Source organism: Arthrobacter sedimenti (assembly GCF_042652025.1).
GTDB lineage: Bacteria > Actinomycetota > Actinomycetes > Actinomycetales > Micrococcaceae > Arthrobacter > Arthrobacter sedimenti.
Genome location: NZ_JBHSDQ010000001.1, coordinates 551,301 through 575,010, shown reverse-complemented (window position 1 = coordinate 575,010; position 23,710 = coordinate 551,301). Strand labels below are relative to the sequence as shown.

The following is a 23,710-nucleotide window of genomic DNA, read 5'->3' as shown; positions in this document are numbered from 1 at the left end:
GCATGGGAACCATTACCGACGTCGCGGGCATTCGCGTGGGCCATGTCCAGAACGACGGCGACGGCTGGCTGACGGGGGTCACCGTGGTCCTGCCGCCGCCGGGGACGGTGGGCTCGGTGGATGTCCAGGGCGGCGGGCCTGCCACCCACGAAACAGACGCCCTTGACCCCACCACGCTGGTCAGCGGCGTCGACGCGGTGGTCCTCACCGGGGGCAGTGCGTACGGGCTGACGTCGGCGGCAGGAGCCCAGCGCTGGTGCGAGGAAAACGGCCGCGGCTTCGCCGTCCCCGGGGGAGTGGTGCCCATTGTTCCCGCCGCCGCCATCTTCGATTTGGGCAGGGGAGGCGACTTCTCCGCACGCCCGACGCCCGACATGGGCTACGCGGCAACGGCCGCCGCAGCAGGGCAAAAGGAAGGGCACGACGTCGAACGCGGCAACGTGGGCGCCGGCACCGGGGCGCTCATCGGCAGGGGGCAGTACAAAGGTGGCGTAGGAACAGCGTCGGTCACGCTCAATAACGGTGTAGTTGTGGGGGCAATCGCAGTGGTGAATGCGTTGGGATTGCCGGTGTCCCCGTCGGGGAATCACGAACCCTCCGCGCGCTCGGTCGTTCCTCCCCACGAGCCCCCTAACCTCGCAAGCTCGGCCAGGGAACCCGGCTCGCGTGGGCCCACCTTAGACGCGCGCTTCCGGGTTCCTGATTCACCTCAAGCGGGTGCCGCTGCGCCGCCCTTCAACACTACTTTGGTCGTTGTGGCTACCAACGCCGTTCTTGATGTGGCCGAATGTAAGCGGACTGCCGCGGCGGCTCACGCGGGGATCGCGAGAGCTCTCAACCCCTCACACACCCTGGCCGACGGGGACACTGTCTTCTGCCTGGCAACCGGTGCCGTGGCACTCGACCGCTCGGACGAAGCTGCCCGGCAGCTGAGCCTAATGACGCTGCAAAGTGCGGCAGCCGACGTCGTACGCTTGGCCATCCTTGACGGCGTGGCCAGCGCTGAAACTATCACCACCCCCGTGGGTGAATATGGTGCGTACCGCTCCGCGTAGGCTACTATGGCCGATTTAACTTTTACCGGCTGACGGGGTAGTGTTGTTTGTTGGTTGTCTGGACTGCCACGCCCTTTTGGGCCTGGAGACGGCAATCGATCCAACAAAAACGTTCGTGGTCATGCCCGGTGCAATCCGGCGGGGCCGCGGCAACAACAGTTAGCGGAGGGTATGGCCAAGAAGGACGGGGTCATTGAGATCGAAGGCGTTGTGACCGAGGCGCTGCCTAACGCGATGTTTCGCGTTGAGCTCACCAACAAGCACATCGTTCTGGCACACATCTCTGGAAAGATGCGTCAGCACTACATCCGAATCCTCCCTGAGGACCGCGTAGTGGTGGAGCTGAGCCCGTACGACCTCACCCGTGGTCGTATCGTCTACCGCTACAAGTAAATTGCTGGGCGGCGTCAGGACAAACTGGCTGCCGCTCCAGTTGACCAAACTGCTACACGCAAAGGAATGCCATGAAGGTCAAGCCGAGCGTCAAGCAGATCTGCGAAAAGTGCAAAGTGATCCGCCGTAATGGCCGGGTCATGGTGATCTGCGAGAACCCGCGCCACAAGCAGCGCCAGGGCTAATTTCCTTCCCTGAAGGAAATCCTGGGTTGCTAACCCACGCAAGTAAATAAAGGCAGCACAAGCTGATCTGGAACATTGAGCTCGAAAGAGTCCGGACAGCTAACCCCCGGTCGGAGGCTGGGGCCGCACGGATTGTGCGGGTGTACTGCCTACGACCTCCGGTTTATCAAGGAGTACTGCCACTATGGCTCGTCTCGCTGGCGTAGACATTCCCCGCGAAAAGCGGCTGGAAATTGCGCTTACTTACATCTACGGCGTGGGCAAGACCCGTGCACACGAAACCCTGGCTGCCACGGGCATCAGCGCTGACGTTCGCGTCAAGGACCTGACTGACGCCCAGCTGGTTGAGCTGCGTGACTACATTGAAGGCAACTACAAGGTTGAGGGTGACCTTCGCCGCGAAGTAGCAGCAGATATCCGCCGCAAGGTTGAAATCGGCAGCTACGAAGGCCTGCGCCACCGCAAGGGCCTGCCCGTACGCGGTCAGCGTACGAAGACCAACGCACGTACCCGCAAGGGCCCGAAGCGTACCGTCGCCGGCAAGAAGAAGGCCCGTTAAAATCCCCGCCCGGGATTTACGGACTTTCCCCAATAACTTTCTGTAGGAGAAAAAATGCCCCCGAAGACTCGTGGCGCGGTTCGCAAGCCGCGTAAGAAGGACAAGAAGAATATCGCGCTTGGCCAGGCGCACATCAAGAGCACCTTTAACAACACCATCGTTTCCATCACGGATCCGAGCGGCGCTGTTATTTCCTGGGCTTCCTCCGGTGAGGTTGGCTTCAAGGGCTCGCGTAAGTCCACCCCGTTCGCTGCCCAGATGGCTGCCGAAGCCGCTGCCAAGCGTGCGCAGGAGCACGGCATGCGCAAGGTAGACGTTTTCGTCAAGGGACCGGGTTCCGGACGCGAGACCGCCATCCGTTCGCTGCAGGCCGCAGGCCTCGAGGTTGGCTCCATCCAGGACGTCACCCCCGCAGCCCACAACGGCTGTCGCCCGCCGAAGCGCCGCCGCGTCTAATTCTTTTCCGCAGCAGGAGCTTGCCCGGACCAGCGATGGTCCGGGCAAGCCCAGCGCGTTAAGTCTTCAGACCGAATTTCCACCACCTGTGTTGCGTCATATAGCGGATGCTCGCCGAAAGGAAACCTAAGTGCTCATTGCACAGCGCCCCACCCTCTCCGAAGAGGTCGTCTCCGAAAACCGTTCGCGTTTCATCATTGAACCGCTGGAACCGGGCTTCGGCTACACCCTCGGAAACTCCCTCCGCCGTACCCTGCTCTCCTCCATCCCCGGTGCTGCCGTAACCAGCATCCGGATCGATGGTGTGCTGCACGAGTTCACCACGGTTCCGGGTGTCAAGGAAGATGTCACCGAGATCATCCTTAACATCAAGAGCCTGTCGGTTTCCTCCGAGCACGACGAGCCTGTCGTGGCTTACCTGCGCAAGCAGGGCCCCGGAGTCGTCACCGCCGCGGACATCGCTCCGCCGGCCGGCGTCGAATTCCACAACCCGGATCTGCACATCGCCACGCTGAACTCGAAGGGCAAGTTCGAACTCGAACTGACCATCGAGCGCGGCCGCGGCTACGTTTCGGCAGCTCAGAACAAGTCCGGCGACGCAGAGATCGGCCGCATCCCGGTCGACTCCATCTACTCGCCGGTGCTGAAGGTTACTTTCCGCGTGGAAGCAACCCGTGTTGAGCAGCGCACCGACTTCGACAAGCTGATTGTCGACGTCGAGACCAAGCAGGCCATCGCCCCGCGCGATGCCGTTGCTTCCGCAGGCACCACCCTGGTGGAACTGTTCGGTCTGGCCCGTGAGCTGAACACCGCAGCTGAAGGTATCGAGATCGGCCCGTCGCCCACCGACGCTGCCCTGGCAGCTGACATGGCACTGCCGATCGAGGATCTGGACCTCACCGTCCGTTCCTACAACTGCCTCAAGCGTGAGGGCATCCACACCGTGGGTGAACTCGTTGCCCGCTCCGAGGCTGACCTGATGGACATCCGCAACTTCGGTGCCAAGTCCATTGACGAGGTCAAGGCAAAGCTGGTTGAACTGGGCCTGTCCCTCAAGGACTCGCCTCCCGGTTTTGACCTCGCAGCACGCGCCGCAGCAATCGAAGAGGACGACGCCGCGTTCGGCGACGACGAACTCTAAACCAGACCTTGGCCGGCGGGCAGCACCATGGTGTGCCGCCCACGGCTTCCACATGAGGAGAAACAATTATGCCTACCCCCACTAAGGGTCCGCGCCTCGGCGGCGGCCCGGCTCACGAGCGCCTCATGCTCGCGAACCTGGCAGCATCCCTGTTCGAGCACAAGCGGATCACCACCACGGTGACCAAGGCCAAGCGCCTGAAGCCGTATGCAGAACGCCTGGTCACCTTCGCCAAGCGTGGCGACCTCGCTTCCCGCCGCCGCGTTCTCGGCCTGATCAGCAACAAGGGCGTCGTCCATGAGCTGTTCACCGACATCGCCCAGGCTGTGGAGAACCGCGACGGCGGCTACACCCGCATCACCAAGATCGGCAACCGCAAGGGCGACAACGCTCCCATGGCTGTCATCGAACTGGTCCTCGAGCCGGTTTCCGCCAAGCAGGCCGTCGTAGCCGAGGCTACCCAGGCTGCCGCCAAGGCTGCTCCGGCCGCCGAGGAAGCTCCCGTTGAAGAGGCTCCGGCCGCTGAGGAAGCTGCTGCAACCGAAGAGGCACCCGCTGCTGAGGAAGCTGCAACCGAAGAGGCTCCGGCCGCTGAGGAAGCTGCCGAGGCTCCCGCAGTCGAGGAGAAGGACGCGAAGTAATTCGCTGATTTCCTTCGCATAGACTTAGGTCTGTGAACCACCAAGAACCCGCGGCCCCCGTTTCAGGGGGCGGCGGGTTTTTGCGTATCCGGCTTGATCTTTCGTACGACGGCGGCCCGTTCAGCGGGTGGGCCGTGCAGCCCGGACTGCGGACTGTCCAGGGCGTGCTTGAGGAAGCGATCGAGCTTTTGGTCCGCCGCCAGGTCCGGGTCACCGTTGCGGGGCGGACCGACGCCGGAGTCCACGCCCGAGGGCAGGTGGTGCACTTGGACCTCACCGTAGCCGAGTGGCTGGGGCTGCCGCGCGGACATGAGCTGGATCCCGCCGTCGCCATGTTGCGCAGGCTCCGCGGCGCCCTGAACCGGGCCCTCGGCGACCTCCACGGCGCGGTGGAGGTGCATTCCATCGGGTTGGCGCCTGAGGGTTTCGACGCCCGCTTCTCCGCGCTCTGGCGGCGGTACAGCTACCGGATCGCGGACGGGCCCGCCCTCTGGGACCCGCTGGAGCGGTACTTTACGCTGTGGCACAAGAGCCCGCTGGACGTTGACCTGCTCAACGAGGGCGCCTCGCAACTGCTGGGCCTGCAGAACTTCCTGTCTTTCTGCAAGCCACGCGAAGGAGCCACCACCATCAGGGAACTGCAGCGCTTTGAGTTCCGGCGAGGCGAGAACGGCGTCATTGTGGCCACCGTCCAGGCCGACGCCTTCTGCCACAACATGGTCCGCGCCCTGATCGGCTCTGCCCTGTACGTGGGGGAGGGGGCGGTGGAACCGGGCTGGTTGTACGAGCGGCTGCTGCTGCAGAAGCGCGATGCCAAGTCTGTCCTGGCCGCTCCGCACCCCCTGGTGCTGGAGGAAGTGGCCTACCCGTCGGACAGCCAGTTGCTGGCGCGCGCCGAGCAGACAAGGGCCGTCCGCGAGTACTGATTAGAACGCCGGGGGCGGGCCTTCTGCCGGCAGCGTCACCGTGAAGGTGCTGCCCTGGCCTTCGCCGCTCTCGCACATGATGCTGCCGCCGTGCCGTTCCACGATCATGCGGGTGATGGAAAGCCCCAGTCCTGCCCCGGGAATGGCGGCCTTCTGCGCGGACTCGGCGCGGAAGAAGCGGTTGAAAGCCCTGGCAGCGTCCTCGTGCGACATGCCCATCCCGGTGTCCGTGACGCTCAGGCGGACCCACTGCCGGTCCGCCTGGGCGCTGATGCTGACCTTGCCGCCGTCGGGACTGTATTTGATGGCGTTGGACACCAGGTTGTCCAGCACCTGCCCGATCCGCAGCGGGTCCGCGTAGGCCCACAGGGGCGAGGGGACATCGGCGGCAATCTCCACGTGGGACCGCAGGGCCGAAGCCTGGGCGGAACTCAGGCTGGTCTCCACCAGGCTGGCCAGGTCGGTCCGCTTGGGATGGACGTTCAGGGTGGTGGAGGCGGAAGCGGTCAGGTCGGCCACCAGGTCCAGCAGCCGTTCGGCGTTGCGCTGCACCACCAGCAGACGCTTGGCGACGTGCGCGGGCAGCTCATCGAGGTCTTCCAGCACCAGGTCCACGTTGCCCAGGATCGAATTGAGCGGGGTCTTGAATTCGTGCGTGACATTGGAGATGAGCTCCTGGTTGGCCGCCAGGGATTCCACCCAACCGGTGACGTCGCTGTAGACCACCACGGCGCCGGTGAGCCGGCCGTCCTCGCTGACCAGGGGGCGGGCGGCCGTGGATACGGCACGCTGCTCCGGTCCCTCGCCCGCCCACACCAGATAGTCGGCGAACGACTCACCGGCCATGGCCCGGCTGATAGGCCTGCGGTCCCGCGGAAGCAGGGTGCGGCGGTCCTGCCCAAAGATCAGCTGGTGCCCCTGCCCGGGAATGGCTTCGTCGGCCCCCGTGGCGCGGCGGAAATTGCGCTGCCGGCTGTTGGACACCAGGAAGTGCCCGGAACGGTCGACGGCGGCAATACCGACGTCGGTGGCGTCCAGCACGGTTTCCAGCAGCTTCTCCCGTTCCCGGCTTGCGGCCAGCAGGTCCCGGAGTTCGCGGTCCTTGTCCGCCAGTTCGGCCTGCTGCTGCCGAAGGCTCACGCTGGCAAAGCGGATGGCCAGGGACACGGCCAGCATCATGACGGGAAAGAGGACGACGATGGTGAAGTCGGAGGCGGTGACAGCTGGGAAGTCGGCCGCGGCTGAAGGAAGCATGATCAGCAGCGGCCCGAGGAAGCTGAGCACCAGGCTGCTGCGGGCCAGCATGCCGGAGGCGGAGAGCCAAATGACCGGGAAGACTACCAGCACCGCAAGCCCGGGCAAGAGGGGCGCCGCGCCATTGCGGAGGAAACCGATGGCGGCGAAATCCAGGACGGGAATCAGCAGGTAGGGGCGGTGTGCCAGCCGTTCCCAGGGGACCAGGAAGCAGCCAAGGAACAGGATTGCGTGCAGGACAATTCCGGCCACATACAGGGGGCTGTATGTCAGGGAAGGCCAGGCGAACGGTGTGGCCACGGCAATGACAGCCACAAGGAAGGTAAGGGGGAGCTGACACAACGCCACTTGGGCACGGGGTCCCAACCGGCGGAAGATGCGGCCGGGTCCACGCTGGAACAACGGCTCAGCCATGTTTCTGACTCGTACCCCTTCGCATTTGGAAGGCAGGTGCCGCCAAGGTCTATCAATTCCCCCCAGTTACCTTGGGCAACCACCCTTTCCCATGGATATTGCACACGTCTTGTCATAATAATTGACTTTTCAATTTCCGGCGCCGTTACGGGTGTCATCAGCAAGGCTTACTAGTAGCGTATAAATGGTTGGAGCGGGATTGGCATTGGCGCTGGGCCAATGGGGGGCCATCTTCGCCTGGCGCAGGGATAGCAATGGACGATCTTGGTGTAGCTGTAGTAATCGAGGATGACGCCGATGTGCGTAACCTCCTGGAAGGTGTATTGACCCAGGCGGGCTTCGAAGTGCATTCAGCGGTAGATGGGCGGACCGGGGTTGACGTTGTCCGCAGCAAGCAGGCAAATGTCGTGACGCTCGATATTGGCCTGCCGGATATTGACGGGTTTGAGGTTTTGCGGCGGATCCGGAATTTCAGCAACGCTTATGTGGTGATGCTGACCGGCCGCACGGAGGAACCGGACCTGCTGTCAGCACTAAATGCGGGCGCGGACGACTACATCGCCAAACCCTTCAGGCCCAGGGAACTCCGGGCGCGGGTGGCGGCAATGATGCGCAGGCCCCGGCATGAGGCGGACGGGCAGAACCCGTCCCCGTCCTGGGGCCAGGCCCCGGCTCCTGCTGCCCATGCAGAGCCCGGAGTCCTGCAGCACAACGGACTCCTCCTGAACCACCGGACGCGCACCGTGGAAATCAAAGGCCAGCCGCTGGGACTGACCCGCAGTGAGTTCGACCTGCTCCACGTGCTGCTGAAGGGCGGCGGTGCCGTGTGCACCAGGGCTGACCTGGTGCGGGCCGTGCGGGGCGAGTTCTACGACCGCGAAACCTACATCAGCGAAGCGGACGAGCGCGCCGTGGAGGTCCACGTGGGAAACCTGCGGCGCAAGCTCAAGGAGGACCAGCTCTCGCCACGCTGGCTGCAGACGGTCCGCGGTGTCGGCTACCGGTTGGCGCCGCGTCGTCCTGATGACGCCTAACCGCGATCCTCAAGGTGCTGACTCCCGGAACTGATGGGTCAGCCCTTCTCCAGGATGTAGGTTGCCTGGAGCTCGGAGACTGTGCGTGCCCCGTCCCGGGCCACACCGGCCATCATGGCCTGGCCCTGGGCAAAGTCGCCCTGCCGGATCAGGCCTTCCAGGAGTTCGGCGAGCCTTGCCAGCCTGAGGCCGCCCACCATGGCGGAGCTGATTTTGAGGCTGATGACAGCGTCCAGGGCGGAGTCCTCATCCCGCCTGTCCACCGCTGTTCCCAGCCGGGTCAGCCGGAGATCCCACATGGCGGCATAGTCTCGGGCGAAGCGCTGGGCCAGTCCGGTACCGGCCAGTTCCTCTTCAAGCTCGTCAAGGACTGCGGCATCAATCAGTGGCAACAGATTCGCCGCCTCGAGTGAAGGTCCCACGCTGGGAGCGGGAACGGCAGGAGCAGGTAGAGCGACCCCGGGCAGCGGCGAGTCCGCAGCGGGGCTCTTTCCGCCGGGACCGGGATCGGTACTGTGCATTGTTCAAGGCTACTTCCTGGAAATCCGCCGTTGGCCTATTTGTCATCATTCTGTGTAAACCTTGAGGCAAACTTGCCGTCGGCCTGCGTAGGCGCTACTGCCCGCTGAAAGTCATCACCGCATTGATAACAGCCGGTCCCAGAATGGCGATGAAGAGGACCGGGAAGATGAAGAACAGCAGCGGGAAAAGGATCATGACGGGCAGTTTCATGGCCTTTTCCTCGGCCCGCTGGCGCCGCTTGACCCGCATGACCTTGGCCTGGACGCGCAGGACCCGGCTGATGGCGATGCCGTAGGTGTCGGCCTGCACCACGGCCTGCACAAAGCTGCGCAACTCCGGGATATTGGTCCGCTCAGCCAGGGCGATGTAGGACTCGCGCCGGCTGCGTCCCACCTGCATGTCCTGCAGGGTGCGCACCAGTTCTTCGGCGAGCGGGCCCTTGCCGTTCTCGCCGGCGCGGGCCATGGCGCCTTCGAAGCCAAGTCCGGCTTCCACGGAGATGAGCATTTGGTCCAGCGTGTTGGCCAGCTCCAGCTGCATCGCCTTTTGCCGCTCCTGGCCCTTGCTGTAAAGGAGGAGGTCAGGGATGAAGTAGCCGAGGACCAGGACGAAGAGCCCGGCTAGTTTCATCATCGGTGAACTGCCGATGGAGGTCAGATAGAGGCCAGCCGCGGCACCGGCGACGCCAAGGCCGATCTTCGATCCCAGCACCTTTCCCAGCGGCATGGAGGCGGGCCGGCCGGCGAGGGACAGGAGCCGGTCCAGAAGCGCGACGTATGCCGGGGGAGTGAGGTGCCGGCCCAGGGCTTCGAGACGCGCCGGCGCTCCGGTAGGAGCAACCGCGACTGGTGGTGCGCCGCGGGAGAGCAGTTCGGTGACAGCCACGCGCCCCTGCTTGTCCACGGTCAGGACGGACCATGCCAGTGCCGCCACCGGGACGCAGACCAGCAGGACGGAGAGGAGGACTATCAGGTTCATGGTCTCCTCAGAACTTCAGGTCGATGATCTTGCGCATCCACAGCGCGCCGATGGTCATCAGGACAAACGAGGCGCCGATCATCACCCAGCCCAGGGGATGGGTGAACATCGAGTTCATGTAGTTCGGGCTCACCGCGAGCAGCATGGCCACGATGCCAAAGGGCATGGCGATCAGGATGTACGCGGAGAACTTGCCTTCGGCCGCGAGGGCCTTGATGTGGCCCTTGATCTCCGCGCGCTCGCGGATGGTCTCGTTGACCTGGTCCAGCACCTCGGCCAGGTTGCCGCCCACTTCGCGGTTGATCTGGATTGCCTGGGAGATCCAGATGAAGTCCTCGTTCTTCATCCGGTCGGCGGTGTCATTGAGGGCGGCGAGCAGGTCACGGCCCAGGCTGGTTTCGGTGATCACCCGCCGCATCTCCTCCGACGTCGGCTTTTGGGATTCAGCCGCCGCTGCGTCGATGGCGCGCAGGATGCTGTGGCCTGCCCGGAGGCCGCCGGAGAGCAGCTGGAGCGTATCGCCCAGCTGCCCGTCGAAGGCGGTGCGGCGCTTGCCAGCCAGGAAGCCGAGGACCAGTTTGCCCACGAACGGAGCCAGCAGGGCAAGCAGCAGCCCCACCAGGGGACCCACTGTCACGGTGCCCACCAGCATCCCAACGCAGGCGCCGATGCCCACCAGCAGGAAGAATTCGGCCTGGCTGAGGCGCAGGCCCGCGTTCTCCAGTTCCGCGCGGGAGAACAGCTTGACGTTCCGGCCCGCGAGCAGCCGCTCAAAGGACCTGACGCCGGACAGCGCCAGGCGGGACAGGGAGGACGGCGGCTCGGGTTCAAACGGACGACGGCGGTCCAGCGGCACCGAGGGTGCGCTCGGCAGGAGCACGGCGACCCCGAGCAGGACGATTGCTGCCAGGAGGATGACGCTTCCGATGGCGATGATCATGGCTCAGTCCCTACTTCGCGCCGGGGCCCAGCGGAGTGGCGAACACTGCCGGCGACACGTGGATGCCCAGGTCCTCGAACCGGTCGATGAACCGCGGCCGGATGCCCGTGGCGACGGGTCGGCCAAGGAACCGCCCCTGGGCGTCCACGCCTGCGGAATAGTCGAAGACGAAAGCGTCCTGGAGGGTGACGATGTCGCCTTCCATGCCCTGCACCTCGGTGACGTGGGTGATGCGGCGGGAGCCATCACGGAGCCTGGAAATCTGGACAATGAGGTTCACGGCGGAGGCGATCTGCTCTCGGATGGCGCGCAGCGGAAGGTCCATGCCGGCCATCAGCACCAGGGTTTCAAGGCGGGCCACGGCGTCGCGGGGGGAGTTGGAGTGCACGGTGGAGAGGGAGCCGTCGTGGCCGGTGTTCATGGCCTGCAGCATGTCCAGGGACTCGCCGCCACGGACCTCGCCCACCACGATCCGGTCGGGGCGCATTCGGAGGGAGTTGCGGAGGAGCTCGCGGATGGTCACCGCGCCCTTGCCCTCAGTGTTGGGCGGACGGCTTTCCAGCCGGACCACATGGTCCTGCTGGATCTGCAGTTCCACGGCGTCCTCGATAGTCACAATGCGTTCGTCGTGCGGCAGGAATGAGGACAGGACGTTCAGCAGCGTGGTCTTTCCCGTGCCGGTACCGCCGGAGACGATGATGTTCAGCTTGGCTTTGACGCAGGCGTTCAACAGTTCGGCCATTTCCGGCGTCAGCGTGCCGAAGTCGATCAGGTTGCGGACCGTCAGCGGGGTCTTGCTGAACTTTCGGATGGTCAGCGAGGAACCGCCCACGGCCAGCGGCGGGATGACGGCGTTGACACGGGAGCCGTCTTCCAGGCGCGCGTCCACCAGCGGGGAGGACTCGTCGATACGGCGGCCCACCTTGGACACAATGCGTTCGATGACCTTGCGCAGGTGTTCCTCGGAGCTGAACCGGGACTCGGTGAGCGTGAGCTTGCCTTTGCGTTCCACATAGATCTGGTCCATGCGGTTGACCATGATTTCGGTGACGGCGGGATCGTCCAGCAGGCGCTGGAGGGGGCCATAGCCCAGCACATCGTCGGCTACGTCCTGGACCAGGCGGGTGCGTTCCTCCGGGGTCAGCGGCACCTGCTCGGCGTCGACGATGCGGGTCAGCTCCTCCTTGGCGGTGCTCCGCAGTTCCTGTTCGGTGACGGCGGCATCGTTGAAGCGCGTTCCCATGCGCTCGAACAGCGCGGTGGCCGCCCTGTCCTTCATGGCGGCGAAGACGTCCACCTTGGGTGCCGTGGGCACCTGCTGGGTGCCGCCGTCGTGCGCTGAATGCACGACGGCGGCATGCGCCGGAAGGTGCCGCTCCGTGCTTTCCGCCGGGGTCGGCGACGGCGCCGGGCGCGGGGGCTCGAGCAGTGCGGTGCCGGACGACTGGCGGCTTTGGGCCGCGTTGATGCGTTCGGAGAGTTTCATCAGATAACCACCCTTCGGTGAAGCTTCCGCTGGGTCTGCGTGCGCCACGCCGGGTTGAAGCGCTCCACCAGCTGGCGGAGGCTTTTGACGGCGGGGTCTTTCTTCGATTCCTGGAGGACGGGGATGCCGCGGTTGGTGGACAGTGCCACGGCGCGCGAGCGGGGGACGCTGACATCCACGGGGGCGCCGATAGTGGATTCGACATCCTGGACGTTCAGGCCGGCTTTGGCGTCGGCCATGTTCAGGACCACGTGGCGGGATTCGGGCATGATGTCCAGCTGGCGGAGGACCTCCAGGCCGGAGCGGAGGCCGCGCAGGCTGGGGATATCCATGGCGCTGACCCAGACCACGTCGGTGCACTGTTCCATGGCGGCGAGGCCGATTTCCGGCATGCCGGGGGCTGTATCTACGACCACGTACTGGAATTCCTGCGCCAGCTGTTCCAGCAGGTGGCTGACCTGTTCCGGCGTGATATGGTCCGCGTCCACCGGGTTGGGCGGGGCGCACAGGGCGTAGATGCCGGCCGGGTGCACGGTCAGGAAGGCCTTGAGGACTAGGGAATCCTGGGCAGCTGCGGGGGTGACGGCATCCGTGACGGTGTGCTGCGGGTTGAGGTAGAGGCCGGAGGCGACGTCGCCGAACTGCAGGTCGAGGTCCACGATGACCACGCTCATGGGTGCGATCTGGCCCAGGCCGATGGCAATGTTGGTGGCCAGGGTGGTTTTGCCCACGCCGCCCTTGGGGGAGAAGACGCCGATGACCAGGCCCCTGCCGTTTTCTGCCTGCTGCTGCTCGGGACCGCGGTGGCGGGTGGCGAAGGACTGGCAGGCGCGTTCCAGCAGCACCCTGATTTCAGCCGGGTCGGCCTGCGGGCTGAGGATGTCCCGGATGCCGGCGCGCATGGCGTGCAGCAGGAAATCCGGGTCCACGTCGCTGACCAGGACCAGGCTGAGGCCGGGGAGCTGGACGTCAAAGACCTTGGCGAACCGCAGTGCCTCTTCATAAGGGACATCCGGGCCGATGATCAGGACTTCGGGCTGTTCCTGGTTGAGGAGGCCGAACAGTTCCGCCGGGCCTGCGGGGAGGATGTCACTGGCGATGGTCTGCACGGTGCCGCGCAGGCCGTGGGCGACGGCGGCGCGCAGCTTCTGGTCGAACTCGGCGTTGGGGGAGAGGAGGACGAAACGGCTCATTTGTACACGTTGTCCTTCCTGGCGATGAAGCCGCCGTTGTCCTGGGCATCGAGGGGTTCCTTGGTGAGCCAGAGGCTGCCATTTATTGTGGTGAAGATGATTTTGTTGGCGTCCACGTCACTCACCGCCACAGTGATCATGAAGGAGCCTTGGGGAAGGGTGGTGTCCTGGGGGTTGGTGCCGTCGGTTGTCTTTTTCGCGTCGCTGGATTGCGGCGCCCGTTGGACCGCCGTGACCAGGACCTTGCGAAGAGCGAGCTGCGAGGTAGGCTCGCCCGGCTTACTCTTGTCCGCGCCGGCCGGGAAGCTGAATCCAATGGCCACATGGTCTCCAGCTTCGAGACGGCCGCCCACTACCTTTTTCGGCTCCAACTCAAACGTGACTTCCTGCATGCCTGCGGGCACCTTGGCCGCACTGCTGCTCTTGACATCTGCTGGTGAGACGAGGCGTTCGGCGAGTAGTTGCTCGCCGGGGACCAGGTCGACGGCGGCGACCGTTCCGCCCTTGCCGTCCAAAGAGGTGAGTGCGGTGGTGGCTACACCGGCGGCGGGAACGTCCTCGATGACCAGGGAGGCCGTCATGTCATTCACCGGGGTTCCGGCCGGGATGGCTTTTTGAACAACCAGCACTTTCTTGGGGTTGGTGCTGGCCATCGCCCGTGCGTCCGCGCCGTTTGCGTAGACGATTATGAGGAGGGCTCCCACAAGCGCCAAGGCTACGGCGGCCGTGCCGGCGAGCATGCGAGACTTCACGTTGTTCTCCTGATGGGGTAGCGCTAAAGGGTAGGACGGACGATGGTGGCGCCATAAGGGTCAACGGGACCCAGCGTGTAGCCGTCGGCGAGGGAAACGTAGGTGACGAACTTGCCGATGATGCCGCGGCAGTTTCCGGTGCATTGGGTAGCCGTGGTAACCCCTGTAGCGGTGGACTTGGTGCTTTGGAATTCATAGGGCAGGCCTGTGCCGCCGCTGAACTTCCAGCCGGTGACGTCGAAGGCTGCAAAGGAGACCAGGCTGTAGATCGCTCCCGATCCAGTGCCGGTGATTTTGTTGAAGACGGGAAGCAGCACGATGACCTTCTTGCCGGCCGCGATGTCTGCACCCCAGCCGTTAAGTGTGGCATCGCAGTTGCCAGGCGCGTTGTTGCCCGGGTCGCTGCCGCCCTCGCTCACTGCCAGGTCGATGGTGCCGCCGCATTTTCCGGCGTCCTGGACCAGCCATCCGTAGCCGCCGGATACCGCCGCTCCGGAGGGTCCGTAGTTGCAGGAGGCATTGGCATTCTGGCCATGGTCTTGGAGAAGCTGCAGACCGCCGTCGACGTAGCCCTTGACCTGGCAGATGGAAAAGGCAAGCGGGAAAGCAGTGCGTCCGGCTTTGGGGCTGCCCCAAACAGCCGACGCCTTCGCCCCAACCTCTTTGGAGGGGATGCCCAGCACTCCGGCAAAGAAGAGGGAGACCGAATTGTCCGGAGCTCCCTTTTCCCTGGATGTGGTGGTGACCGAAACAGTCCTGGCCGTTGTGTCTAACTGGATGTTGTTGACGTTGCTCAGGCCGTCCAGCGCGTTTTGGTTCGCCAGGCTGCCGGCGAGCGTGGACGTCGTCGAACACAGCGGGTCTGCTGGATTGCGCGCGCACTTTTGTGCGACGGCGATTGCGGAAGCGTCCGCGCCGTTCTGCAGCTGCGCACGCTCGGAATAGATCACCCCAACGTCGACTGCGATGGCCACGAAGCCGAGGAGGGTCACCAGGAGGATGGCAACGATGACGCTGATGGCGCCGCGCTCGCCATGCTCAGTGGCGCGGTTGTTCCTACTCAGCCGCCGCACAGCATTACCCCTTTGCCTGTCATCGGGAACGGGCCGGCGATACCGGTGATGGTGGACAGCGTGTACTTGATGGTCAGCGTTACCTGGTTCCCCGTGCTGCAGGTGGGGCTGCTGAGCGTGATGTCCGAGACGGGGATAGTGCTGACCGATGCCGCCGCGTTCTGCGCTGCTTTCTTGGCGGCGGTTGGATCATTGTTGATCGCCATGACCCGTACCCCGTCGCGGGCTGCGTTGGTCAGGGTGATCTGGGCGTTGTACGCCCGGCCAAATTCGATGGTTCCCAGCACAAGCATCAAGAGGAGGGGCAGCAGGATCGCGAATTCGACGGCGGCCGCGCCGCGCTCCGAATCACGTTTCACCTGCTGCACCTCCTCTTGGATTGCTTGTTTCAGCCGGGCAGAGCGCCGCCGTTTCGATATGGGGTCCGGAACGGCGGTCGCGGTTCACTACGGGGAAGGAACGGCGGTAGTGCTCGGGTGTGCGATATCAGTCGTGACGCCGGTGAAGAGGGTGCCGAGCTGGCCTCCGAGGGTGCTGACGGCGACGATGATGACGACCGCGATGAGGGCGACCATGATGCCGTATTCAACGGCGGTTGCGCCCTTTTCGCTGCGGAAGCGGGTCATGATGTTGGTGTAGAGAGAAAGCATCTGAGACTCCTGTGCGAGACGGATTGGCTGGCCCTGCACCAGCACTGAATCGAAGTTAGCAACGCTTGATCCGGAGTTGACCCGATCTTGCAACATCCTGCGCAAAGGCTTTACGCCTTGTACGTTTCCTGCGCTTTCACTGCGTCTTTTCTATGCCTACCCTGAGTCCGGACCAGCGGTTTAGTCGAGGTAGGTGTACCCGCCATCCGGATCCGCGGAGGTGGACATGCCTGGGAAGATGCTCTTGTCCATGAACGGGCGGCACACCCCGTCGCGTGCGGCCACCAGGAGATCCCAGTCCCGCAGGTCTGCCGTCTGCCGCATGCTGTGGGTTGTACCTTTGGTTGGCTTCCCGATAGCAGGAGTTGACGAAGCGGCCGCCGTCCTTGCCCTGGTATGTGATGGCAATGTTGTAGGGCCGAGCCAACGCATTCCTGATTCCTGGCAGGTGGGAGGGGTCAACCGCGACTGTCCCACCTTGCACGGGGTAGGAGTCCGAAAACCCGGGGTGCGGTGTGAGCTGCAATGAGGTGCCCGGAAGGACATTCTGTTCGATGTGGAAGTGAGCTAGTTCCACCCCGCACCAGTTACCTTTTCGACCCGGCCCAAGCAGGCCGTCGCAAAGCGTATTCGGCGACTCCCAAAGCGCGTAAAGCCCGAAAGTTGCCTCCCAAACAGAGGTTGGTTGGAAGGACAGGGTTTGGGTCTCTGACGTGTTCAGTATTTTCATCCTGTACGCCGCCTCGACTTGTACCTCTGTTAATTCGGCGCCGCCATAGTCCACTGGACGGGTCTTAATTCGCGAGGGCTCGTAGTCATATGCGAGGTCGAAGGCGCGGCCGTTGCTGTCGAGGATGTGGAATAAACCAAAGGATCCCTGCAGAGACAGCGGGGTCTGGGCCGCTGAGGAAGTTTCCGTAGAACGAGGCTTCTCCGGCGGGCGAGTTTGCTCGTCGGCCCCTTGGGGCAGGCAACCGGTTAACGCGCTGGCTGCAAGGAGTGCCACAAGGAATCTGACAACCTTCATCTTGACCTCCAAGGAACATCGGCGGTAGATGGACCCGGCATTGTCAGCCGCTCGCTGTTCGGGCCATCTGGAATTGAGTATTTTTAAACCAAAGGACCCCCTCGGTTCTGGGTGCCGAGGGGGTCCGGTCTTTGGGTGACAAAGGACGTTGCAGATGCAAGCCTTTGTTAGGGGATACCGAGCGCGGTCTTTACCCCGGTGGTGAGGTGGTCAAAGTAGCCATTTAAGGAGAGGCCAAAAAAGCCAACTCCAGCCACAACCACGATTGCTATGAACCCGACTGTGATCGCGTATTCCGTGGCGGTTGCACCGTCTTCTTCACCTGTCAGTTGCCGCATGGTGTTTCGGACCAGGGACAAAGCCCGTATCAGATTCCTCATGACTCCTCCTAGGAGAACGCAGCGATGATGTTCATGACTGCCGGCCCCAAAAGGATGATGAAGAGGGTCGGGAAAATGAAGAAGATGAGCGGGAAAAGAATCTTCACGGGGATCTTCATTGCGTGTTCTTCCGCCCGTTGGCGTCGCTTCATCCGCATTTCATGGGCCTGGACCTTCAATACCTTGGCGATCGCAATCCCATATGCATCCGCTTGAACGATCGCGCGTATAAACGAGCGCAGATCTGGGACGTCAACGCGATCGGACATGGCCAAGTACGCTTCCTTCCGCGAACGCCCCACCTGCATGTCCTGAAGCGTGCGCGTCATTTCGTCCGCGAGGGGGCCGCCGCCATTTTGGGCCGTACGGGCCATGGCAGCTTCAAACCCGAGCCCCGCCTGTACCGAGATCAGCATCTGGTCGAGCGTGTTCGGCAGCTCCTGCCGAATCTTGTCTCTCCGTTTCTCAGCGTTAGTGCGTATCAGCAGGTCTGGAGCAAAATAGCCAAAAGCAATAGCGGCAAGAAGGATCACGAAGCGTGACGGCTCCGGCGAGGCAAGGAAGTAAAACAAGCCGAGGAGCGCGGCTCCGAGCGCCAGCAGCGGTTTTACCGCCAGGAGGCGTTCGAGGGGCCACTCCTTGGGGCGTCCTAAGGCAGCGAGCTGTTTGTCCAGCCAGGCGACGTAACGGACTGGCGTGACCCTGCGGGTGAAGGCGCTGAATTCGAGCGACAGAGTTTGTGGGGCAGCGTTCCTGGCACCCTGGCCCAGGTTGGCTTGTATGTTCCGGATGGCAACCCTGTCCGTAGCCACCACAGACCAGACCAGGTATGAGACGGGTAGAACGATGGCCAGTATCGCCCCGAGTGCTATGGGTGACATATCGCGCTCCTAATACTTCGGCTTGATCAGCCGGCTGAGCCAGAACCCGCCGGCAGTGAGCATCACAGCGGCGGCGCCAAGCATCAGGAACCCGGGAACCGTGCTCGTAAATGTCTTGGCGTATTGACCGTTGATCAGGATGAGTGCGAAGAACAGAACCACTGGCAGGCCCATGAGAACAGCAGCGGACATCTTTCCCTCTGCACTCAGGGCTTTTACTTGGCGACGGATCTGGTTGCGATCGCGGATGGTTTCACCAACGTGGTCGAGGACTTCCGCAAGGTCTCCGCCTACTTCCCTGTGGATCTCGATGGCTTGGGAAATCCAGCCGAAGTCTTCGCTTCCGGTGCGGGCAGACACTTCCATCATTGACTCGCCCAGGTCGCGGCCAATCCGGGTTTCGTTGACGATCCTGCTCAGCTCTTCGGACATTGGGGCGTCCGTTTCCCGGGCGGAGGCGTCTATGGCCCTAAGGAGCGAATGGCCGGCTCGCATGCTCCCAGTCAGCATCTGCAGAGTGTCTGGAAGTTGCTCGTCGAATTTGCTCCTGCGCCTGGAACTAAGCATCGAAAGGTAAGCGAGCATACCGGCTGGAACGACGGCGATCATAAGGATCGCGAAGAACAGTCCTCCGAGAAGGAAGCCCAAGACGCTGCCAGCCAGTGCACCCGCGCCCATCATGAGCAGGAAGTCGGCGGGTTGGGCCTTCAGCCCCGCCCGTTCCAGCTTTTCACGGGTGACCAGGAAGTCGGTTCTTCCTTTGAGGCGCTTGTTGATGGCGCCAACGGCAGTATCGGTGAGGACGGTCAGTTTGGATGCGCCCGACGGAACATCCGGCCGACGCCTTGACAGCGGGATCGCATGTCGGGGCTTCAACACGACAACAAATAGTACGATGATCGAGGCGAAGATCATCAGTACCCCTGCGACCAGGATCACGAGCGGGGTTTCAGGAGTTTCCATCTACCGACTCCTTGGCCCTTGGGCTCCGAACACGGAGGGAGAGATCCTGATTCCCAGTTCTTCGAACCTGTCCGTGAACCGCGGACGGACCCCGGTGGGAACGGGCTTCCCTAGGAATCTGCCGTTGGCGTCGATGCCCGCAGAGTAGTCGAAGACGAAGGCATCTTGAAGCGTAACGATGTCGCCTTCCATCCCTTGCACTTCAGTTATGTGCGTCACCCGGCGGGTTCCGTCACGGAGGCGGGAGATATGCACGATCAGGTTGACCGCTGATGCGATCTGCTCCCGGATCGCCCTGAGCGGAAGGTCCATTCCGGCCATCAGGACGAGGGTTTCCAATCGGGCCACTGCGTCACGGGGTGAATTGGCGTGAACTGTTGAAATCGAGCCGTCGTGACCGGTGTTCATGGCTTGCAGCATGTCCAACGATTCGCCACCGCGGACCTCACCAACCACGATCCGGTCCGGCCTCATGCGGAGGGAGTTGCGGACCAGGTCACGGATGGACACTTCACCTTTGCCCTCAATGTTCGCCGGCCGGCTTTCCAGCCTGACCACGTGGTCCTGCTGGAGCTGCAGTTCCACCGCATCCTCAATGGTCACAATGCGGTCTGTGGCAGGGATAAAGGACGAAAGAACATTCAGCATTGTCGTTTTACCGGTGCCCGTACCGCCGGAGACGATGATGTTCATCCGGGCCAGGACACAGGCCTGGAGCAGTTCGGCCATCTCCGGAGACAGGCTTCCGAAACTGATCAGCTTTTGTACCGTCAACGCCTCCCGCCCGAACTTTCGAATAGTCAGAGACGCGCCGTTGACGGCCAACGGAGGAATAATGGCGTTTACGCGCGACCCATCAGCCAGGCGGGCATCCACAAGTGGGGAGGATTCGTCGATCCGCCGACCGATCCGGGTGACGATGCGTTCGATAACCCTCCGAAGAGCTTCCTCATTACTGAACTTAGTGTCAGTGAGGAACAGGTGGCCGTTCCGCTCTACATAAATCTGGTCTGCCCTGTTGACCATAATTTCCGTGACTGACGGGTCGTCCAGGTACCGCTGAAGCGGCCCGTGTCCCAAGACGTCGTCGATGATCTCCCGTGTAAGTCGTTGGCGCTCTCCCTGTGACAGAGGTACCTGCTCCTCATCAACGACTACCTTGAGTTCATCCTTCACAAACTGATGGAGTTCGGCCTCCTCAAGGGATGAGTCGGTGATACGAGAACCTAGCCTCTCGTAGAGCGCCTGGCTGGCACGTTCTTTAAGGCCTGCTAGTGCCTCACTCGCAATCCCGCCGATAATTTCAACTGTGACCGGGGCTTGGGCCTGCTCTGCTGCCTGAGCTTGCTGGATGGTTCCCAAGGTGGATGCGGCATGCGGGGAGGTTGTGGGAGCATCGGGCTCGGACTCGCCGCGCATCTTGGCAAAACGGTTTGAGAGACTCACTGTACTACCGCCCTTCTATGAACCTTCTTGCGTGGTGCTTCCCAGTTGGGTTTGAAACGCTCCACCAGCCGTCGCAGGCCCTTGGCCACCCCATCTCGGCTACCGTCCTGAAGAAGGGGGACTCCCTTGTTAGTTGAAAACGGCACGGCGCGGGACTTAGGCAAAACAACGTCAACCGGAGCACCAATAGTGGCCTCCACGTCCTGGACCGTGAGGCCAGTTCGCCGGTCAGCCATGTTGAGTACAACGTGCCGGTTATCGGGAAGCAGGTCGAGTTCCGAAAGGATTTGGAACCCGGTTCGCAATCCACGAATACTGGGCACATCCATGCCGCAGACCCAGACAGCATCTGTCGCCTGCTCCAGAGTGGCCAGCACGTGTTCGCCCAAGCCGGGTGCGGTATCAACCACCACATATTGGAACTCAGCCCGCAGCTGGCGCAGGAGATGGCTGATGTTTTCGCCGGAGATCCGATCCATGTCGATGGGATTACGGGGCGCACACAGGACGTAGATGTTGCTGGGGTGCAGAGACAAATATGTCTTGAGCACCATTGCGTCCTGGCTCGCTGCACCAACCACAGCGTCCGTTATGGTGAATTCAGGCTCGAGCATCAGGCCGCTTGCGATGTCGCCGAACTGGAGATCAAGGTCGACGACCACCACGCTCATGGGTGAAACCTGTCCCAGACCGATTGCCAGGTTGCTGGCGACCGTTGTCTTGCCTACGCCGCCTTTTGGAGACATAACGGCGATGACTCGCCCTCCTTCAGCGGCAGGGCGCTCAGCCGTGTTGGGGGCCAAACCGCGGCGACGACCAGCGGCGGCTAGACTTGCCCGTTCCACCAGCGCTCGAACCTGGTCCATATCGGCTGACGGCGGGATCAGGTCGCGGATACCAGATCGCATGGCGTTGAGGGCCAGTTCGCCGTCATCATCTGCTGCCAGGACGATGCTGATTTCCGGGTATTGGAGATCCATCACCGCTGCGAATTTGAGAGCTTCGTCCTGCGGAAGGCCAGGGCCGAGAATCAGCACCTCCGGTGGTTCGCCTGCCTGTTGCCGGAGGATATCGTCAGGGGACTCGGGAAGGTATGCGGCCTGGAAATACTGCAATGAGCCGCTGAGGGGCGCTACTGACGCGCGAACTTTCCGTTCGTAGTCAGTCGACGGCGAGATCAATATGAAGCGGCTCATTTGAATACCTTTGTCTGATTGACGACGCCAGCGGTGCCCTCGGTTGCGTCAGCCGGTTCCTTCGAGAGGTAGACCTTTCCGAATTCAGCTGCGTAAACCAGCTTTTCGGTGTCGACGGCGTTCCTTGCGAAGGTGATGAGATACGAATCACTCGACGCTTGTTTTGTCTCGCTGGCTGCGTTCAACGCACCCGACGAGCTGCCCTGGGTTGCCTGTGCTTGGGTTTGCGCAGCAGCCCCGGAGCTGAATTGAACGGCGGTGACAAGAACCTTGTGGAACGTCAACTGAGTTCCATTGCCCCCTGCGGGATCGGCCATGGAGATGAAGACGCCCACTGTGTCGCCGGCCTGGATCTTACCGCCCACTACCCTCTCAATACCCAAGCGAAGAGTTATCTCCTGAAGCCCGGCAGGGACAGCAACCCGGGAGGGGCCGAGGTAGGCATTCGCATCAACGAGGCGGCTGCTGAGGAGTTGTTCGCCAGGGACCAAAGCTACTGAAGTTACCGTGGAGCCAAGTGAAGTCAGATCGTGGACCCCATCAGCCGCTACAGCGGTGCGAGGCACGGTCTTAGTGGTGACGTACTGCGCCAGCTGGCTGGCGGGTGTGCCAGCCGGAACGTTTTGTTTTACAACCAACACGTCCTCGGTCTCGGTGTTGGCCAACGCGCGTCGGTCGGCGCCCTGGACGTAATTGAAAAGGAGGACTGTGCCTATGACTGCGACAACCAGCGCGGCGATGCCTCCCAGTAGGCGTGCTTTCATTACTTTCCCCTTAGATTTTTACTTGACCAGGTGTGGCGGCAGATCGACGCCGCCACCGTCATAGCCGCCGCCGCCGTAAAGCGTCGGATCGGCTACCCATTCGACAAACTTGCCTCGGACACCGCGATTACTGCCGCCAAGGCCTGTCAGGTCGCCGCCTTCGGCTCCGGGAAAGCTGTATCCGAGAAGAAGGAACGCGGCATAGCCCTTGATGTAGTACTTGCCGCCCGCGCCGGTGCCACTGGCGGGCGTGAAGACCGGAAACAGAACTACCTTGTTCAAATACGTGGGAATGAGTGGCTTACACTCCGACGGGATGCTAAGGCCGGTGTTCGTTTTGGCGTATGGGTCTGTGACGCCGGCTGTTGTCGGATCGTCCGGATACACGGTGGCTTGGCACTTGCCCGGGTCCGGCATCAGCCATTCGAATCCGCCTGGTATCGCCGCACCCGACGGGCTGTCACTGACACAGGTCTCACTGCCGTGAGTCAGAATTGTGTGAACAGTTCCGTCGACATCGAACTGGCATGGAGCGAAGGTGATAGGCAAGGTGGCCGGACCCGAGCCCGGTGACCCCCAGGCGGCTGTTGAGGTCGCTCCCACTTTCGCCGGCGCGGCGCTAAAAGCACTGGCAAACATTTTGGACAGGAAGCCAGCACCTGTTGTCCCATTTTGCGTTGAGGTCGTTACGGTGACTTCACCAGCGATGCTGGTATCGATCGCTACAACTTTGGACGCGCCGTCGTTAGAATTCGCGTCCGCAAGGGGTCTAGCGATGGAGCCCGCACCGGTTAAATCTGTCTTGCAAGCACCTACCGAGCAGCTTTGCGCGACAGCGATAGCAGCCGAGTCGGCGGCATTCTGAAGCTGTGCTCGTTCAGCGTAGATCTGACCGGTGTCGACGGCCAAAGCCCCAGCGCCGACCAGGACGAGCATCATGACGGCGACGACAACGCCGGCAGCACCGCGTTCCGAAGAGTTCTTGGGTCGGGACCTGACTAACCGCCGCATTGCATGGCTCCTTTGCCTTTGAGGACTAGTGAGGAACCGAAAAATCCGGTCAAAGACGTTCCCGTATAGGTGACCGTGACACTGGCCGTTGAAGGAGGCGTAGCCACCGGGCAACTCGCCGAGGAGTAATCGAAAGTAAGCAAGCTTGTGTTGATGGAGGGCGCCCCGGCTTTTCCGGCAGCGGTCGCTTTGGCAGCATCATGCGTTATAGCCATGGTTCGGGCGGCTTCACGTGACGCCTGCGTGACAGAGACCTGGATGTTGTATGCATTCGAGAACTCGACGATGGCGACGATCAAGGCAACTAGAATCGGGGCGACAAGAGCGAATTCGACTGCAACCGCACCCCGTTCACCGTTGCCTGACGTTCTGTTGCTGCGTTTCAAAGGA

The 23,710-nt window shown here is 62.6% G+C and carries 28 protein-coding genes; 9 read left to right on the top strand and 19 right to left on the bottom strand.

Annotated features, from left to right (window positions below):
* The first annotated feature begins 2 nt into the window (after positions 1-2).
* The 8 genes from ACFO0G_RS02585 (at position 3) to ACFO0G_RS02550 (ending at position 5,356) form a co-directional block, all read left to right on the top strand.
* Positions 3-1,055 (top strand): P1 family peptidase, encoded by a 1,053-nt coding sequence (locus tag ACFO0G_RS02585; protein WP_376976343.1) that lies wholly within the window; start codon positions 3-5, stop codon positions 1,053-1,055.
* A gap of 171 nt (positions 1,056-1,226) precedes the next feature.
* The gene (infA, locus tag ACFO0G_RS02580) at positions 1,227-1,448 is read left to right on the top strand and encodes a translation initiation factor IF-1 (protein WP_009358723.1); all 222 of its coding nucleotides are present in this window, start codon (positions 1,227-1,229) and stop codon (positions 1,446-1,448) included.
* A gap of 71 nt (positions 1,449-1,519) precedes the next feature.
* The gene (rpmJ, locus tag ACFO0G_RS02575) at positions 1,520-1,633 is read left to right on the top strand and encodes a 50S ribosomal protein L36 (protein ID WP_009358722.1); all 114 of its coding nucleotides are present in this window, start codon (positions 1,520-1,522) and stop codon (positions 1,631-1,633) included.
* Between the two features lie 184 nt (positions 1,634-1,817).
* Positions 1,818-2,192: a 30S ribosomal protein S13 gene (rpsM, locus tag ACFO0G_RS02570; protein WP_003803743.1), complete on the top strand. Its 375-nt coding sequence runs from the start codon at positions 1,818-1,820 to the stop codon at positions 2,190-2,192.
* 54 nt (positions 2,193-2,246) lie between these two features.
* The gene (gene rpsK, locus ACFO0G_RS02565) at positions 2,247-2,648 is read left to right on the top strand and encodes a 30S ribosomal protein S11 (RefSeq protein WP_018760435.1); all 402 of its coding nucleotides are present in this window, start codon (positions 2,247-2,249) and stop codon (positions 2,646-2,648) included.
* A 130-nt stretch (positions 2,649-2,778) separates the two neighbouring features.
* Positions 2,779-3,789 (top strand): DNA-directed RNA polymerase subunit alpha, encoded by a 1,011-nt coding sequence (locus ACFO0G_RS02560; protein ID WP_013601812.1) that lies wholly within the window; start codon positions 2,779-2,781, stop codon positions 3,787-3,789.
* A gap of 68 nt (positions 3,790-3,857) precedes the next feature.
* Positions 3,858-4,430 carry a 50S ribosomal protein L17 gene (gene rplQ / locus ACFO0G_RS02555; RefSeq protein ID WP_376976342.1) on the top strand — a complete coding sequence of 191 codons (573 nt, stop codon included), beginning with the start codon at positions 3,858-3,860 and terminating at the stop codon, positions 4,428-4,430.
* A 32-nt stretch (positions 4,431-4,462) separates the two neighbouring features.
* The gene (locus tag ACFO0G_RS02550; protein WP_376976341.1) at positions 4,463-5,356 is read left to right on the top strand and encodes a tRNA pseudouridine synthase A; all 894 of its coding nucleotides are present in this window, start codon (positions 4,463-4,465) and stop codon (positions 5,354-5,356) included.
* Here the strand turns inward: ACFO0G_RS02550 and ACFO0G_RS02545 are convergent, their stop codons facing one another.
* Complete coding sequence (locus ACFO0G_RS02545) at positions 5,357-7,024, bottom strand: sensor histidine kinase (protein WP_376976340.1); 1,668 nt, start codon at positions 7,022-7,024, stop codon at positions 5,357-5,359.
* Positions 7,025-7,278: 254 nt separating this feature from the next.
* On the opposite strand from ACFO0G_RS02545, the gene ACFO0G_RS02540 reads away from it, so the two are divergent.
* Positions 7,279-8,058, top strand: a complete 780-nt coding sequence (locus ACFO0G_RS02540) for a response regulator transcription factor (RefSeq protein ID WP_376976339.1) — start codon at positions 7,279-7,281, stop codon at positions 8,056-8,058.
* Positions 8,059-8,096: 38 nt separating this feature from the next.
* Here ACFO0G_RS02540 and ACFO0G_RS02535 read toward each other — a convergent pair whose 3' ends face one another.
* The 18 genes from ACFO0G_RS02535 to ACFO0G_RS02450 form a co-directional block, all read right to left on the bottom strand.
* A complete protein-coding gene (locus ACFO0G_RS02535) occupies positions 8,097-8,579 on the bottom strand; it encodes an Hpt domain-containing protein (protein ID WP_376976338.1) in 483 nt (160 codons plus the stop codon).
* 94 nt (positions 8,580-8,673) lie between these two features.
* Entirely contained in the window at positions 8,674-9,558 is an 885-nt protein-coding gene (locus ACFO0G_RS02530) for a type II secretion system F family protein (RefSeq protein ID WP_376976337.1), read from the bottom strand.
* A gap of 7 nt (positions 9,559-9,565) precedes the next feature.
* Positions 9,566-10,498, bottom strand: a complete 933-nt coding sequence (locus ACFO0G_RS02525; RefSeq protein WP_376976336.1) for a type II secretion system F family protein — start codon at positions 10,496-10,498, stop codon at positions 9,566-9,568.
* Between the two features lie 10 nt (positions 10,499-10,508).
* Positions 10,509-11,984: a CpaF family protein gene (locus ACFO0G_RS02520; protein WP_286398183.1), complete on the bottom strand. Its 1,476-nt coding sequence runs from the start codon at positions 11,982-11,984 to the stop codon at positions 10,509-10,511.
* A complete protein-coding gene (locus tag ACFO0G_RS02515) occupies positions 11,984-13,177 on the bottom strand; it encodes an AAA family ATPase (RefSeq protein WP_376976335.1) in 1,194 nt (397 codons plus the stop codon). Before ACFO0G_RS02515 ends, ACFO0G_RS02520 begins: the two co-directional genes overlap by 1 nt.
* Positions 13,174-13,929, bottom strand: coding sequence for a Flp pilus assembly protein CpaB (gene cpaB, locus ACFO0G_RS02510; protein ID WP_376976334.1), 756 nt, complete (start codon positions 13,927-13,929; stop codon positions 13,174-13,176). The genes ACFO0G_RS02515 and cpaB (ACFO0G_RS02510) overlap by 4 nt, the downstream gene beginning before the upstream one ends.
* 23 nt (positions 13,930-13,952) lie before the next feature.
* Entirely contained in the window at positions 13,953-15,002 is a 1,050-nt protein-coding gene (locus ACFO0G_RS02505; protein ID WP_376976333.1) for a pilus assembly protein TadG-related protein, read from the bottom strand.
* On the bottom strand, positions 14,990-15,361 hold the full coding sequence (locus ACFO0G_RS02500) for a TadE/TadG family type IV pilus assembly protein (protein ID WP_376976332.1): 372 nt from the start codon (positions 15,359-15,361) through the stop codon (positions 14,990-14,992). The genes ACFO0G_RS02505 and ACFO0G_RS02500 overlap by 13 nt, the downstream gene beginning before the upstream one ends.
* An 87-nt stretch (positions 15,362-15,448) precedes the next feature.
* Positions 15,449-15,652 carry a Flp family type IVb pilin gene (locus tag ACFO0G_RS02495; protein WP_286398173.1) on the bottom strand — a complete coding sequence of 68 codons (204 nt, stop codon included), beginning with the start codon at positions 15,650-15,652 and terminating at the stop codon, positions 15,449-15,451.
* Positions 15,653-15,832: 180 nt separating this feature from the next.
* On the bottom strand, positions 15,833-15,976 hold the full coding sequence (locus ACFO0G_RS02490) for a hypothetical protein (protein ID WP_376976331.1): 144 nt from the start codon (positions 15,974-15,976) through the stop codon (positions 15,833-15,835).
* Positions 15,977-16,846: 870 nt separating this feature from the next.
* The gene (locus tag ACFO0G_RS02485) at positions 16,847-17,059 is read right to left on the bottom strand and encodes a Flp family type IVb pilin (protein WP_376976330.1); all 213 of its coding nucleotides are present in this window, start codon (positions 17,057-17,059) and stop codon (positions 16,847-16,849) included.
* 8 nt (positions 17,060-17,067) lie between these two features.
* Complete coding sequence (locus tag ACFO0G_RS02480; protein WP_376976329.1) at positions 17,068-17,940, bottom strand: type II secretion system F family protein; 873 nt, start codon at positions 17,938-17,940, stop codon at positions 17,068-17,070.
* A gap of 9 nt (positions 17,941-17,949) precedes the next feature.
* Positions 17,950-18,903, bottom strand: a complete 954-nt coding sequence (locus ACFO0G_RS02475; RefSeq protein ID WP_376976328.1) for a type II secretion system F family protein — start codon at positions 18,901-18,903, stop codon at positions 17,950-17,952.
* Positions 18,904-20,349, bottom strand: a complete 1,446-nt coding sequence (locus tag ACFO0G_RS02470; RefSeq protein WP_376976327.1) for a CpaF family protein — start codon at positions 20,347-20,349, stop codon at positions 18,904-18,906.
* Positions 20,346-21,545 (bottom strand): AAA family ATPase, encoded by a 1,200-nt coding sequence (locus tag ACFO0G_RS02465; RefSeq protein ID WP_376976326.1) that lies wholly within the window; start codon positions 21,543-21,545, stop codon positions 20,346-20,348. Before ACFO0G_RS02465 ends, ACFO0G_RS02470 begins: the two co-directional genes overlap by 4 nt.
* Positions 21,542-22,309 carry a Flp pilus assembly protein CpaB gene (cpaB, locus tag ACFO0G_RS02460; protein WP_376976325.1) on the bottom strand — a complete coding sequence of 256 codons (768 nt, stop codon included), beginning with the start codon at positions 22,307-22,309 and terminating at the stop codon, positions 21,542-21,544. The genes ACFO0G_RS02465 and cpaB (ACFO0G_RS02460) overlap by 4 nt, the downstream gene beginning before the upstream one ends.
* Before the next feature lie 18 nt (positions 22,310-22,327).
* Positions 22,328-23,320 carry a pilus assembly protein TadG-related protein gene (locus ACFO0G_RS02455; protein ID WP_376976324.1) on the bottom strand — a complete coding sequence of 331 codons (993 nt, stop codon included), beginning with the start codon at positions 23,318-23,320 and terminating at the stop codon, positions 22,328-22,330.
* Entirely contained in the window at positions 23,308-23,706 is a 399-nt protein-coding gene (locus tag ACFO0G_RS02450) for a TadE/TadG family type IV pilus assembly protein (RefSeq protein WP_376976323.1), read from the bottom strand. Before ACFO0G_RS02450 ends, ACFO0G_RS02455 begins: the two co-directional genes overlap by 13 nt.
* Between the last annotated feature and the right edge of the window lie 4 nt (positions 23,707-23,710).